Raw genomic sequence first — 13,680 nt, forward strand, 5'->3', positions numbered from 1 at the left:
CGTTTCAGTCTGGTCAGTTGAGCTTGGACAGTGCCACGTGCTTGAGCAGCTGCGCCACCGAAGCATCCATCACGTCGGTGAAGGGACGGGGGTACAGCCCCATGTACAGCACGGCAATCGCGAGCACGGCCATCACCAGGAACTCGCGGGCGCCGATGTCCTTGAGGTCCCTCACGTGGTCGTTGGCCACGGGGCCGAGGTAGACGCGCTTGTACATCCACAGCGTGTAGGCCGCGCCGAAGATCAGCGCCGTGGCCGCGGCCAGGCCAATCCAGAAGTTGGCCTTGACGGCGCCCAGGATCACCATCCACTCGCCCACGAAACCGGCCGTGCCCGGCAGGCCGCAGTTGGCCATGGCGAACAGCAGGGCGAAGGCCGCGAACTTGGGCATGGTGTTGACCACGCCGCCATAGGCCGCGATCTCACGGGAATGCACCCGGTCGTACAGCACGCCGATCGACAGGAACATGGCGCCCGACACGAAGCCGTGGGCGATCATTTGCACCAGCCCGCCCGACACGCCGAGGTCGTTGAAGATGAAGAAGCCCAGCGTCACGAAGCCCATGTGCGCCACCGACGAATACGCCACCAGCTTCTTCATGTCCTTTTGCACCATCGCCACGAGGCCCACGTAGATCACGGCCACCAGCGACAGCGCGATCATCAGCCAGGCCCATTCGCGCGCGGCGTCGGGGGCGATGGGCATGGAAAAGCGCAGGAAACCATAGGCACCCAGCTTCAGCATGATGGCGGCCAGCACGGCGGAGCCGCCGGTGGGGGCCTCCACGTGCACGTCGGGCAGCCAGGTGTGCACCGGCCACATCGGCACCTTCACCGCGAACGCGGCGAAGAAGGCGAAGAACAGCAGGGTCTGCGCACGGGCGGACAGCGGCAGCTGGTGCCACGTGGCGATGTCGAAGCTGCCACCGGACTGGTTGTACAGGTAGATCAGCGCGATCAGCATCAGCAGCGAGCCGAGCAGCGTGTACAGGAAGAACTTGAACGCCGCGTAGATCTTGTTGGGGCCACCCCAGATGCCGATGATCAGGTACATCGGGATCAGCGTGGCCTCGAAGAACACGTAGAACAGCAGGCCGTCGAGCGCGCTGAACACGCCGATCATCAGGCCCGAGAGGATCAGGAACGCGCCCATGTACTGGTTCACGCGCTCGGTGATTGACTCCCACGACGCGATCACCACGATCACCGTGATGAACGCCGTGAGCGGCACGAACCAGAACGAGATGCCGTCCACACCCAGGTGGTAGTGGACGTTGAAGCGCTCGATCCACTGCGCTTTCTCGACGAACTGCGCTGCGGCGGACGTGGCCTCGAAGCCGCCGTACAGCGGCAGCGTGACGGCCAGACCCACCAGCGACCCGATCAGGGCCAGCCAGCGCACGGCGCGTGCGTGCTCATCGCGGCCAAAGGCCAGCAGCAGGGCGCCAAACGCGATCGGCACCCAGATGGCAAGACTCAACAAACCCATTTTTGTTTTCCCTCTACTTGTTGAGCCACACGAAGTACGTCATGAGCGCGAAGATGCCCAGGATCATGACCAGCGCGTAGTGGTAGATGTAGCCCGTCTGGAACCAGCGCACCACCCCCGCCACGCGGCCCACCAGCTTCCACGAGCCGTTGACCAGCGCGCCGTCGATCACGGCCTGGTCGCCGCCCTTCCACAGGCCGGTGCCCAGCGCGCGGGCACCCCGGGCGATGATGTTTTCGTTGATCCAGTCGAGGTAGTACTTGTTCTCGAACAGCACGTAGATCGGATGGAAGATGCGCTTGATCGCGGCCGGCAGGGCCGGGTTGACCATGTACATGTAGTAGGACGCCGCCACGCCCGCCAGGGCCAGCCAGAACGGTGCGGTCTGCAGGCCGTGCAGCGCCATGCCCACGGGGCCGTGGAAGATTTCCGCCAGTTCCGCCATCGCGGGGTGCTTGGCGGCGTCAACGAAGATCACGTCCTTGAAGAAGTCGCCGAACAGCATGGGCTGGATGAACAGGAAGCCGATGACCACCGAAGGAATGGCCAGCAGGATCAGCGGCACGGTGACGACCCAGGGCGACTCGTGCGGCTTGGCATCGTGGCCATGGCCGTGGTGGTCGTCATGGGCATGGTGGTCGTCGTGGTGCGCATCCGGGTTCTGGTCGTAGCGTTCCTTGCCGTGGAAGACCAGGAAGTACATGCGAAACGAATAGAACGCGGTGACGAACACGCCCGCCAGCACGGCGAAGTGGGCGAAGCCCGCGGCCGGCAGCGTGCTGGCATGCACGGCTTCGATGATGCTGTCCTTGGAATAGAAGCCCGAGAACAGCGGCGTGCCGATCAGTGCCAGCGAACCCAGCAGCGACGTGATCCAGGTGATGGGCATGTACTTGCGCACGGCGCCCATCCAGCGGATGTCCTGGTTGTGGTGCATGCCCATGATGACCGAGCCCGCTCCGAGGAACAGCAGCGCCTTGAAGAACGCGTGCGTCATCAGGTGGAACACCGCCACCGAATAGGCGGAGGCACCGAGCGCCACCGTCATGTAGCCCAGCTGCGACAGCGTGGAATAGGCCACCACGCGCTTGATGTCGTTCTGGATGATGCCCAGAAAGCCCATGAACAGCGCCGTGATCGCACCGATCACGAGGATGAAGTTGAGCGCGGTGTCCGACAGCTCGAACAGCGGCGACATCCGCGACACCATGAAGATGCCGGCCGTCACCATGGTGGCGGCGTGGATCAGCGCGGAGATGGGCGTCGGGCCTTCCATCGAGTCCGGCAGCCAGACGTGCAGCGGAAACTGCGCGCTCTTGCCCATCGCACCGATGAACAGGCAGATGCAGATGACCGTGATCAGCATCCAACTGGTACCCGGGAACGACAGTGCGCCCAGCTCGCCCGCCTTGCCGAAGATCTCGCTGTAGTTCAGCGTGTTGGTGTACGCCGCGATCAGGCCGATGCCCAGGATGAAGCCGAAGTCACCCACGCGGTTCACCAGGAACGCCTTCATGTTGGCGAAGATGGCGGTCGGCTTGTTGAACCAGAAGCCGATCAGCAGGTACGACACCAGGCCCACCGCTTCCCAGCCGAAGAACAGCTGCAGCAGGTTGTTGCTCATGACGAGCATCAGCATCGAGAAGGTGAACAGCGAGATGTAGGCGAAGAAACGGTTGTAGCCGTCGTCTTCTTCCATGTAGCCGATCGTGTAGATGTGCACCATCAGCGACACGAAGGTCACCACGCACATCATCATGGCCGTGAGGCTGTCCACGAGGAAGCCGACCTCCATCTTGAGGCCGCCGACCACCATCCAGGTGTAGAGCGTTTCGTTGAAGCGCGCGCCGTCCATGGCCACGCTCTTGAGCGTCATGGCGGACAGGACGAAGGCCGCCAGCACGCCGAGAATGGTCAGCGTGTGGCTCAGCCGCCGGCCGATCCGGTTGCCGCCGAAGGCGGTGCCGAAGATACCCGCCAGGGCGGATCCCACCAGCGGTGCCATGGGCACCGCCAGCAGTGTCGAAGCAGAAAGGGTTTGGCTCATTCTTGAAGACCTTGGCTAGTACCGGCGACTCAACCCTTGAGGGTGTTGAGGTCTTCCGCGTTGATGCTGGATTTGTTGCGGAACAGCAGCACCAGGATCGCGAGGCCGATGGCCGACTCTGCCGCGGCGACCGTCAGGATGAAGAACACGAACACCTGGCCGTGCATGTCGCCCAGGTAGTGCGAGAACGCGACGAAGTTCATGTTCACGGCCAACAGCATCAACTCGATCGCCATCAGCAGCACGATCAGGTTCTTGCGGTTCAGGAAGATGCCGATGACGGCGAGCGCGAACAGCATCGCGCCCAGCGACAGGAAATGGCCCAGGGTCAATGTCATGCCTTCTTCTCCTCGGCAGCGGGCGTTGCCGCTGCTTCCTCTGCAGGCTTTTGCGTCGCGGCGACTTTCACCAGTTCCACGCGGTCGCTGGCGCGCACACGGATCTGCTGCGATGGGTTGATTGCCTTGCTGTCCTTGCGCTGGCGCAGGGTGAGCGCGATGGCCGCGATCATCGCCACCAGCAGGATGACCGCTGCGATCTCGACGGGGTACAGGTACTCGGTGTAGAGCAGCTTGCCCAGCGCCTTGGTGTTCGAGTACGGCAGCCCCTGCCCTGCTGCGTCGATCACAGTAGTTACTGCCTTGGGCTCGTCCATGCCGCGGAAGCCACCAATCGCCACAGCCGCCATCTCCAAAGCAAACAACGCCCCGATGATGGCCGCCAGAGGAAAGTGCCGCCAGAAGCCCTCTCGGATGGTGTCGATGTGGATGTCCAGCATCATCACCACGAAGAGGAAGAGCACCATCACCGCGCCAAGGTACACCAGCACCAGGGCGATGGCCAGGAACTCCGCCTTCAGCAGCAGCCAGATGGCGGCCGCCTGCGAAAACGCGAGGATGAGATACAGCACCGCATGCACAGGGTTGCGCGCGGTGATGACCCGGAAGGCTGCAAAGAGCAGCACGACCGAGAACAGATAGAAGAAACCAGTCTTGGCGTCCATGAATCGGGTCTTTGTAGGGGTTCAGGAGCCGCGCTCAGCGGTACTTGGCGTCGGCCGCCTTGGCTGCAGCGATCTCGGCCTCGTAGAGGTCCCCCACGGCCAGGAGCATGTCCTTGGTGAAGTACAGGTCACCGCGCTTTTCGCCGTGGTATTCCAGGATCTGCGTCTCGACGATGGAGTCGACCGGGCAGCTCTCTTCGCAAAAGCCGCAGAAGATGCACTTGGTCAGGTCGATGTCATAGCGCGTGGTGCGGCGCGAACCGTCAGCACGCACATCGGACTCGATGGTGATCGCCAGTGCCGGGCACACGGCTTCGCACAGCTTGCAGGCGATGCAGCGCTCTTCGCCGTTGTCGTAGCGGCGCAGCGCGTGCAGGCCGCGGAACCGGGGCGACAGGGGCGTCTTCTCTTCAGGGAACTGAACGGTCACCTTGCGCCGAAACGCGTAGCGACCCGTCAGGGCCATGCCCTTGACCAGCTCCACCAGCATGAAGCTCTTGAAAAAATCCTTGATCGAAAAGGATGCAGTAGCAGCAACAGCAGTCATCGGTGTCCCCGCTCAATTCCAGATGTTCCATGGCGAGTGCAGCCACGCGCCAACGATAAGCAGCCACACCAGCGTGACCGGAATGAAGATCTTCCAGCCCAGCCGCATGATCTGGTCATAGCGAAAGCGCGGGAAGGTCGCGCGGATCCAGATGAACATGGACACCACGAGGAAGGTCTTGAGGCCCAGCCAGATCCATCCGGGGATGAAGTCCAGCGCCGCCACCGGCGACAGCCAGCCGCCCAGGAACATGAGCACGGCCAGGATGGACACGAGCCACATGCTGGCGTATTCGGCCAGGAAGAAGATGGCGAAGCCCATGCCCGAGTACTCGACCATGTGGCCGGCCACGATCTCGGCCTCGCCTTCGACCACGTCGAAAGGGTGGCGGTTGGTTTCGGCCACGCCCGAGATGAGGTAAACGATGAAGATCGGCAGCAGCGGCAGCCAGTTCCACGACAGGAATCCAAAACCCTTCGCGGCGGCCATGCCGGCGCCCTGCCCCATCACGACTTCGGTCAGGTTCATGCTGCCCGACACCATGATGACGACGAGGAAACAGAAGCCCATTGCGATTTCATAGCTCACCATCTGCGCGGAAGCGCGCAGCGCCCCCAGGAAGGCGTACTTGGAGTTGGAAGCCCAGCCAGCGATGATCACGCCGTACACCTCGATGGAGGTGATGGCCATCACCAGCAGCAGGCCGGCATTCACGTTGGCCAGGGCCACATCCGGACCGAACGGAATCGCCACCCAGGCCGCCAGCGCAGGCATGATGGCCATGACGGGGCCGAGCACGAACAGACCCTTACTGGCCGCCGTTGGCTGAATGATTTCCTTGGTCAGCAGCTTGAGGCCGTCGGCCAGCGGCTGCAGCAGCCCGAACGGGCCGACCCGGTTGGGACCATGGCGCACCTGCATGAAGCCGAGCAGCTTGCGCTCCCACAGCGTGAGGTAGGCCACGGCGCCCATCAGGGGGGCCACGATGGCCACGATCTTGATCAGGTTCCAGATCACCGGCCACACCGCCGCTGTCCACCAGGACTGGGCGAACAGGTGCAGGCCGCCGTTGTACAGCGCGTCGATCATGCGGCAACTCCTTCAGCGGCGCGGCGTGCATCGGCCGTCAACTGCAGCGACGGCGCACGGCGAACCAGCCCGTCGAGCTGGTAGATGCTGGCCACGACCGGAGCGGCAGCCGCACCGGCGGGCTCGGCGATGGCAGCGCGCGTGCTGTTGCTCAGGCGGTCGGCAGGCAGTTGGGCCAGCGGAGCGGCCACCGTCGCACCCGTGGCTTTCGCCAGCACGTCCTGCGAGGTCTCGAAGTCGAGGCCCTGCACACCCAGCAGGTTGCCCAGCACCCGCAGCACCTTCCACGCGGGACGGGCATCGCCCAGCGGCTTGACCACGGCATGGAAGCTTTGCAGGCGGCCTTCGGCATTGACGAAGGTGCCCGAGGTTTCGGTGAACGGCGCGATGGGCAGCAGCACATCGCTGAATTCCATGTTGGCCTTGAAAGGGCTCAGCGTGACGACCATCTCGGCACCTGACAGCGCAGCCGCTGCCTGTGTACCTGCGGCGGAGTCGTGGACGGGTTCCGTGTTCAGCAGCAGCGCCGCCTTGAGGCCACCCGCCAGCATCTGGCCGGCGTTCAGGCCACCCTTCTGCGGCTGTGCGCCGACGAACTGCGCGCCCACCGTATTGGCGGCTTCGGTGAGGTAGCCCACCACCGCGCCCGTCTGGGCACCGATCCACTGGGCCAGCGCCAGCAGGCTCGAGGCCTGGGCATGGTGCGCAGCGGCGTTGCCCAGCAGGATGGCCCGGCCTTCGCCCGAAGCCAATGCACGGGCCATGCCGGCAGAGGCGTCGGTCACACGGCCGGTGGCCACGGGGGCAGCCACACCGCGTTCCTGCGCCACGGCGGCGGCCACGTCGGCCAGGACGGCAGCCCAGTCCTGGGCCGGCGCCACAATGGACTGCGCCACGGGCATGGCCCAGTCGTAGGCCGCGGCGTCGAGGGCGCTGACGGTACAGCCCTTGCGCGCAGCCTGGCGGATGCGCTGGGCGAACAGCGGGTGGTCCTTGCGCAGGTTCGAGCCCACGACCAGCACCGACTGCAGCGAGGACAGCGAGGCGATGCTCGTGCCCAGCCAATGGATGCCATCGGCCTGGGTGAACTCAGCGTGGCGCAGGCGGTGGTCGATGTTGTCGCTGCCGATGCCGCGCACGAGCGCGCCAGCCAGGAACAGCTCTTCCAGCGTGCTGTGCGGGCTCACCAGCGCGCCGATGCTCTGGGCACCATGGTCGGTGCGGATGCCCTGCAGGCCATTGGCCACGTATTCCAGCGCGGTCTGCCAGTCGACTTCCTTCCACTGGCCGCCCTGCTTGAGCATCGGGCGCGTCAGGCGCTCGTCTCCGTTGAGGGCTTCGTAGGAGAAGCGGTCACGGTCGGCGATCCAGCACTCGTTGACGTCTTCGTTCTCGAAGGGAACGACGCGCATCACCTTGTGGTTCTTCACCTGGACGATGAGATTGGCACCGGTGGAATCGTGCGGGCTCACCGACTTGCGGCGCGACAGCTCCCAGGTCCGGGCGCTGTAGCGGAAAGGCTTGCTGGTCAGCGCGCCCACGGGGCAGATGTCGATCATGTTGCCCGACAGCTCGGAATCGACCGTATCGCCCAGCACCGTGGTGATCTCGGAGTGCTCGCCGCGATGGATCATGCCCAACTCCATCACGCCGGCCACTTCCTGGCCGAAGCGCACGCAGCGGGTGCAATGGATGCAGCGGGTCATCTCCTCCATGGAGATCAGGGGGCCCACGTCCTTGTGGAACACCACGCGCTTTTCCTCTTCGTAACGCGAAGAAGAGCCGCCGTAGCCCACCGCCAGATCCTGCAGCTGGCACTCGCCGCCCTGATCGCAGATCGGGCAGTCCAGCGGGTGATTGATCAGCAGGAACTCCATGACCGACTGCTGGGCCTTGATGGCCTTGTCGCTCTTGGTGCGCACGATCATGCCTTGCGTCACGGGCGTAGCGCAGGCCGGCATCGGCTTGGGCGCCTTCTCCACGTCCACCAGGCACATGCGGCAATTGGCGGCGATGGAAAGCTTCTTGTGATAGCAGAAATGGGGAATGTAAGTGCCCGCCTTCTCGGCCGCATGCATCACCATGCAGCCCTCGGCGACTTCTACCTTCTGCCCGTCCAGTTCGATTTCAACCATATGCTTTTCTCGCGATCAGGCAGAGGCAGACGCCTGAGGGGTCTTGTTGCGGATCAGCGCTTCGAATTCCGGGCGGAAGTGCTTGATCATGGCGCGCACCGGCATGGCGGCGGCATCGCCCAGGGCGCAAATGGTGCGACCCTGGATGTTGTCGGCCACCGAATTGAGCAGCTCCAGATCGCCGTCGCGGCCTTCACCGTGCTGGATGCGATCGATCACGCGCCACATCCAGCCGGTGCCTTCGCGACACGGCGTGCACTGTCCGCACGATTCATGCGAATAGAAATACGACAGGCGCAACAGGCTCTCCACCATGCTGCGCGAATCGTCCATCACGATCACGGCGCCCGAACCCAGCATGGAGCCGGCCTTGGCGATGGAGTCGTAGTCCATCGTGCATTCCATGATGACGGACGCCGGCAGCACCGGAGCGGACGACCCACCGGGAATCACGGCCTTGAGTTGGCGGCCCTTGCGCACGCCACCCGCCAGTTCCAGCAGCTTGGCGAACGGAGTGCCCATGGGCACCTCGTAGTTACCGGGCTTTTCGACGTCGCCGGAGACCGAGAAGATCTTGGTGCCGCCGTTGTTGGGTTTGCCGCAGGCCAGGTAGGCTGCGCCACCGTTGCGGATGATCCAGGGCACCGCGGCAAACGTCTCGGTGTTGTTGATCGTGGTGGGCTTGCCGTAGAGGCCGAAGCTCGCAGGGAATGGCGGCTTGAAGCGCGGCTGGCCCTTCTTGCCTTCGAGCGACTCCAGCAGTGCGGTTTCCTCGCCGCAGATGTAGGCGCCGAAACCATGGGCGGCATGCAGCTGGAAGCTGAAGGCGCTACCCAGGATCTTGTCGCCCAGGTAGCCCGCAGCGCGTGCTTCTTCAAGCGCCTCTTCGAAGCGGTCGTAGGTCTGGAAGATTTCGCCGTGAATGTAGTTGTAGCCCACGGAAATACCCATCGCGTAAGCCGCGATGATCATGCCTTCGATGACGATGTGCGGGTTGAACTGCAGGATGTCGCGGTCCTTGCAGGTGCCCGGTTCGCCTTCGTCGGAATTGCAGACAAGGTACTTCTGGCCAGGGAACGAGCGGGGCATGAAGCTCCACTTGAGGCCGGTGGGAAAGCCCGCACCGCCACGGCCACGCAGGCCCGACTCCTTGACGGTCGCAATGACCTGATCCTGGGTGAGGCCCACGCCTTCGCCCTGCTCCAGGATCTTGCGCAAGGCGGCATAGCCACCGCGCGCTTCGTAGTCCTTGAGGCTCCAGTTGGTGCCATCCAGACCTGCATAGATCTGCGGATCGATGTGGCGGTCGTGGAAGCAGGTTTGAACGCCCGTCGCCTGGAATTGCGACAGGATCTTCTGCGCAGCGGTCGTCATGCTTGCCCTTCCGCCCGGGCCGGGGATGCCACGCCTTCGGCTTGGCGCAGGCCATCCACGAGCTGATCGAGCTTGTCGTTGTCCATAAAACTGCACATGGTGCGGTCGTTGACCAGCATCACGGGCGCATCGGCGCAGGCGCCGAGGCATTCGCACTGCTGCAGCGTGAACAGGCCATCGGCCGTGGTCTCGCCCATCGCCACGCCCAGTTTCTTTTCCAAGTGGTGCAGCGCCTTCTGGCCATCGCGCAGCTGGCACGGCAGGTTGGTACAGACGTTGAGCTTGTACTTGCCCATCGGCTGCTGGTTGTACATGTTGTAGAACGTGGTGACTTCGTGCACGGCGATCTGGGGCATGCCCAGGTAGCTCGCGATCACGGCCTCGTTCTCGGTGCTGACCCAGCCCAGTTCCTGCTGGACGATGGCCAGGCAGGCCATGACGGCCGACTGCTTCTGTTCTGCGGGGTACTTCGCCACTTCGCGCGCAAAGCGCGCCAGCGTCGCGTCGGTGATCTGGGACGCGGCGGGCACCACCGCCTTCGTTTCGGTATTCATCGGTCAATCTCCCCGAACACGATATCCATCGTGCCAATGATGGCCACGGCATCGGCAATCATGTGGCCACGGGCCATTTCGTCCAAGGTGGCCAGGTGGGCAAAGCCGGGCGCGCGGATCTTCAGGCGGTAGGGCTTGTTGGCGCCATCGCTCACCAAGTAGATGCCGAACTCGCCCTTGGGGTGCTCCACGGCTGCATACGCTTCGCCTTCGGGCACGCGGAAACCTTCGGTGAAGAGCTTGAAATGGTGGATCAACTCCTCCATGTTCGACTTCATGGATTCACGCGAAGGGGGGGCCACCTTGTGGTTGTCCGTGATCACCGGGCCGGGGTTGGCACGCAGCCAGTCCACGCACTGCTTGATGATGCGGTTGGATTGGCGCATCTCCTGCACGCGCACCAGATAGCGGTCGTAGCAGTCGCCCGTCTTGCCCACCGGCACGTCGAAGTCCATGCGGTCATAGACGTCATAGGGCTGAGTCTTGCGCAGATCCCATGCGATGCCCGAGCCGCGGATCATCGGGCCGGTCATGCCCAGATTGAGGGCGCGCTCCGGCGTCACGACACCGATGCCGACCGTGCGCTGCTTCCAGATGCGGTTGTCGGTGAGCAGTGTTTCGTATTCATCCACGCACTTCGGAAACCGTTGCGTGAAGTCGTCGATGAAGTCCAGCAGGGAGCCGCTGCGGTTCTGGTTCAGCGCCTCGATGGCCTTGGCATTGCGGATCTTGTTGACCTTGTACTGCGGCATCGAATCGGGCAGGTCGCGGTACACACCACCCGGACGGAAGTACGCCGCGTGCATGCGCGCGCCGGAGACCGCTTCGTACATGTCGAACAGGTCTTCGCGCTCGCGGAAGGTATAGATCAGGATCGTGGAGCTACCGCAGTCGTTGCCGTGCGAACCCAGCCACATCAGGTGGTTCAGCAGGCGCGTGATCTCGGAGAACATCACGCGGATGTACTGCGCACGCACGGGCACATCCAGGCCCAGCAGCTTCTCGATGGCCAGGCAGTAGGCGTGCTCGTTGCACATCATCGAGACGTAGTCCAGGCGGTCCATGTAGGGCAGCGACTGGATGAAGGTCTTGTGCTCGGCCAGCTTTTCGGTGGCGCGATGCAGCAGGCCGATGTGCGGGTCGGCACGCTGCACGACTTCGCCGTCCAGCTCAAGCACGAGGCGCAGCACACCGTGTGCGGCCGGATGCTGCGGCCCGAAGTTCAGGGAATAGTTCTTGATTTCAGCCATGGTGGATCACTTTTCGGCGCGATCGCCTCAGTGCAGGCCTCCGTACTTTTCTTCGCGGATGATGCGGGGCGTGATCTCGCGAGGCTCGATCGTGACCGGTTCGTAGACGACGCGGCGCTGCTCGGCGTCGTAGCGCATTTCCACGTGTCCGGACAACGGGAAATCCTTGCGAAAGGGGTGGCCGATGAAGCCGTAGTCGGTCAGGATGCGGCGCAGGTCGCTGTGCCCGTCGAACACGATGCCGTACAGGTCGAACGCCTCGCGCTCGTACCAGTTGGCAGAGTTCCAGAGGTCCGAGACCGACGGCACGACCGGAAAATCGTCATCCGGGCAGAACACCTTCACCCGCACGCGCTGGTTCATGCTGACCGACAGCAGGTGCGAGACCACGCAGTAGCGCGGCCCCTCCACGCCGACGTCGCCATATGAGGAGTAGTCCACGCCGCACAGGTCGACCAGCTGCTCGAAGCGGCAGCCCGGCGCATCGCGCAGCAACTGCATGGCCACCAGATAGTCCGCGGCAGAGACCACCAGGGTCACCTCATCCAGCGCCACCGAAAGCTGGCGCACCTTGTCGCCGAGCGCAGCGGCAATCGCGTCCCGAAGTGCTTCGGGTCGAATAGCAAAGGCAGTCATCGTCAACCCTTCAGACGCGAGCGATGGTGTTGGTGCGGCGGATCTTCTGCTGCAGCTGGATGATCCCGTAGATCAGCGCCTCGGCCGTGGGCGGGCAACCCGGCACGTACACATCCACCGGAACGATGCGATCGCAGCCGCGAACCACCGAATAGCTGTAGTGGTAGTAGCCGCCACCGTTGGCGCACGAACCCATGGACAGCACCCAGCGCGGCTCGGACATCTGGTCGTACACCTTGCGCAGGGCCGGCGCCATCTTGTTGCACAGCGTTCCGGCCACGATCATCAGATCGGACTGGCGCGGACTGGCGCGGAACACCTCGGCACCGAAACGGCCGATGTCGTAACGCGCCGCCGCGGCGTGCATCATCTCCACCGCGCAGCAGGCCAGACCAAAGGTCATGGGCCACAGCGAGCCGGTCTTGGCCCAATTCACCACCGAGTCGTAACTGGTGGTGATGAAGCCTTCCTTCATCACGCCTTCAATCATCGTGTCATTCCTTATGAAGACCGGTCATTCCCAATCCAGGGCACCCTTTTTCCACTCGTAGGCGAAGCCCACGACTAGGATGGCCAGGAAGATGACAACGGCAATGAAACCCGTCAGCCCCACTTCGTGGAGCGAAACCGCCCACGGAAACAGGAAAGCGATTTCCAGATCAAAAAGAATGAAGAGGATGGCGACGAGGTAGTAGCGCACATCGAACTTCATGCGCGCGTCTTCGAAGGCCTCGAAACCGCATTCGTAGGGGGAGTTTTTGGCCGCATCCGGGCGATTGGGGCCGAGGACATAGCCCAGCACCAGCGGCACGACGCCGACACCGATGCCGACCAAGATGAACAAAAGAACGGGGAGGTACTGATCGAGGTTCATCTGGAGGATGTGCTCACCGCTGAAGCTGCACCCAGACGCCCCAGGATGGGCGTGTTGGATGGGCTTTTGTTTTGGTGCCGTCGGCGAGACTCGAACTCGCACAGCTTTCGCCACTACCCCCTCAAGATAGCGTGTCTACCAATTTCACCACGACGGCTGATTTATGCATCTGGATGGCATGAGGAACCCGTTGGGTTTTTGGCTTTCCAGACAATCCGGGATTCTACTCCGGAAAAACCCTGCTCCGAGGAGCAGGATCAAATTTTGCGCTTTTCTTCTTACTTGGTGGGAATCTGCCCAGCACCGGAGGCCGGCACCACGGGTGCCGCAGGCACCTCGGACGCCGCACCGGAAGCCGGCTGAGCGGGCGCCACGACCCCTGGCACTTCCAGCACGCTGCCAACACCCGCAGGACGGACGTTGCCAAAATATGCCAGCGCCAGCGTCGCCACGAAAAACACCCCCGCCAGCACCGCGGTGCTGCGCGACAGGAAATTGGCACTGCCGCTGGCACCGAACAGGCTGCCGGAGCTTCCGCTGCCGAAGGCCGCCCCCATGTCGGCACCCTTGCCATGCTGGATCAGGATCAAACCGATCATGCCCAGTGCAGCCAGAATCTGCACTGCCAAAATCACATTCACAAGCGCGTTCATTCTCTATTTACTCCTAATTTGATAGCTGT

14 protein-coding genes and 1 tRNA gene are annotated in these 13,680 nt (G+C 63.3%); all 15 read right to left on the minus strand.

Translation table 11 applies throughout. The annotated features are described in order from the left end of the window. Window positions 1-13 precede the first annotated feature (13 nt). Window positions 14-1,489 carry an NADH-quinone oxidoreductase subunit M gene (locus tag AVMA1855_RS00875; protein ID WP_272567995.1) on the minus strand — a complete coding sequence of 492 codons (1,476 nt, stop codon included), beginning with the start codon at window positions 1,487-1,489 and terminating at the stop codon, window positions 14-16. 13 nt (window positions 1,490-1,502) lie between these two features. After that, window positions 1,503-3,536 carry an NADH-quinone oxidoreductase subunit L gene (gene nuoL / locus AVMA1855_RS00880; RefSeq protein WP_284411385.1) on the minus strand — a complete coding sequence of 678 codons (2,034 nt, stop codon included), beginning with the start codon at window positions 3,534-3,536 and terminating at the stop codon, window positions 1,503-1,505. 29 nt (window positions 3,537-3,565) lie between these two features. Next, window positions 3,566-3,874: an NADH-quinone oxidoreductase subunit NuoK gene (gene nuoK / locus AVMA1855_RS00885; RefSeq protein WP_005793248.1), complete on the minus strand. Its 309-nt coding sequence runs from the start codon at window positions 3,872-3,874 to the stop codon at window positions 3,566-3,568. Next, window positions 3,871-4,539 (minus strand): NADH-quinone oxidoreductase subunit J, encoded by a 669-nt coding sequence (locus tag AVMA1855_RS00890; protein ID WP_284424239.1) that lies wholly within the window; start codon window positions 4,537-4,539, stop codon window positions 3,871-3,873. The genes nuoK and AVMA1855_RS00890 overlap by 4 nt, the downstream gene beginning before the upstream one ends. Window positions 4,540-4,573: 34 nt before the next feature. Beyond that, complete coding sequence (gene nuoI / locus AVMA1855_RS00895; RefSeq protein ID WP_284424240.1) at window positions 4,574-5,086, minus strand: NADH-quinone oxidoreductase subunit NuoI; 513 nt, start codon at window positions 5,084-5,086, stop codon at window positions 4,574-4,576. 12 nt (window positions 5,087-5,098) lie between these two features. Continuing rightward, the gene (gene nuoH, locus AVMA1855_RS00900; RefSeq protein WP_272567990.1) at window positions 5,099-6,175 is read right to left on the minus strand and encodes an NADH-quinone oxidoreductase subunit NuoH; all 1,077 of its coding nucleotides are present in this window, start codon (window positions 6,173-6,175) and stop codon (window positions 5,099-5,101) included. After that, window positions 6,172-8,310 carry an NADH-quinone oxidoreductase subunit NuoG gene (gene nuoG / locus AVMA1855_RS00905; protein ID WP_284424241.1) on the minus strand — a complete coding sequence of 713 codons (2,139 nt, stop codon included), beginning with the start codon at window positions 8,308-8,310 and terminating at the stop codon, window positions 6,172-6,174. Before nuoG ends, nuoH begins: the two co-directional genes overlap by 4 nt. A 15-nt stretch (window positions 8,311-8,325) precedes the next feature. Next, the gene (gene nuoF, locus AVMA1855_RS00910) at window positions 8,326-9,684 is read right to left on the minus strand and encodes an NADH-quinone oxidoreductase subunit NuoF (protein WP_284411380.1); all 1,359 of its coding nucleotides are present in this window, start codon (window positions 9,682-9,684) and stop codon (window positions 8,326-8,328) included. Further along, window positions 9,681-10,238 (minus strand): NADH-quinone oxidoreductase subunit NuoE, encoded by a 558-nt coding sequence (gene nuoE / locus AVMA1855_RS00915; protein ID WP_284424242.1) that lies wholly within the window; start codon window positions 10,236-10,238, stop codon window positions 9,681-9,683. Before nuoE ends, nuoF begins: the two co-directional genes overlap by 4 nt. Further along, window positions 10,235-11,488, minus strand: a complete 1,254-nt coding sequence (locus AVMA1855_RS00920; RefSeq protein WP_272567984.1) for an NADH-quinone oxidoreductase subunit D — start codon at window positions 11,486-11,488, stop codon at window positions 10,235-10,237. Before AVMA1855_RS00920 ends, nuoE begins: the two co-directional genes overlap by 4 nt. A 27-nt stretch (window positions 11,489-11,515) precedes the next feature. Continuing rightward, the gene (locus AVMA1855_RS00925) at window positions 11,516-12,124 is read right to left on the minus strand and encodes an NADH-quinone oxidoreductase subunit C (RefSeq protein ID WP_284424243.1); all 609 of its coding nucleotides are present in this window, start codon (window positions 12,122-12,124) and stop codon (window positions 11,516-11,518) included. Between the two features lie 10 nt (window positions 12,125-12,134). Beyond that, window positions 12,135-12,614, minus strand: a complete 480-nt coding sequence (locus AVMA1855_RS00930) for a NuoB/complex I 20 kDa subunit family protein (RefSeq protein ID WP_007849129.1) — start codon at window positions 12,612-12,614, stop codon at window positions 12,135-12,137. A gap of 24 nt (window positions 12,615-12,638) precedes the next feature. Next, entirely contained in the window at window positions 12,639-12,998 is a 360-nt protein-coding gene (locus tag AVMA1855_RS00935) for an NADH-quinone oxidoreductase subunit A (RefSeq protein WP_092744429.1), read from the minus strand. Between the two features lie 72 nt (window positions 12,999-13,070). Further along, window positions 13,071-13,155 (minus strand) — tRNA-Leu (locus tag AVMA1855_RS00940). 121 nt (window positions 13,156-13,276) lie between these two features. Next, entirely contained in the window at window positions 13,277-13,651 is a 375-nt protein-coding gene (gene secG / locus AVMA1855_RS00945) for a preprotein translocase subunit SecG (RefSeq protein ID WP_272567979.1), read from the minus strand. Window positions 13,652-13,680 lie beyond the last annotated feature (29 nt).

This window comes from Acidovorax sp. SUPP1855 (assembly GCF_030158955.1).
In the GTDB taxonomy this organism is placed as follows: Bacteria; Pseudomonadota; Gammaproteobacteria; order Burkholderiales; family Burkholderiaceae_C; genus Paracidovorax.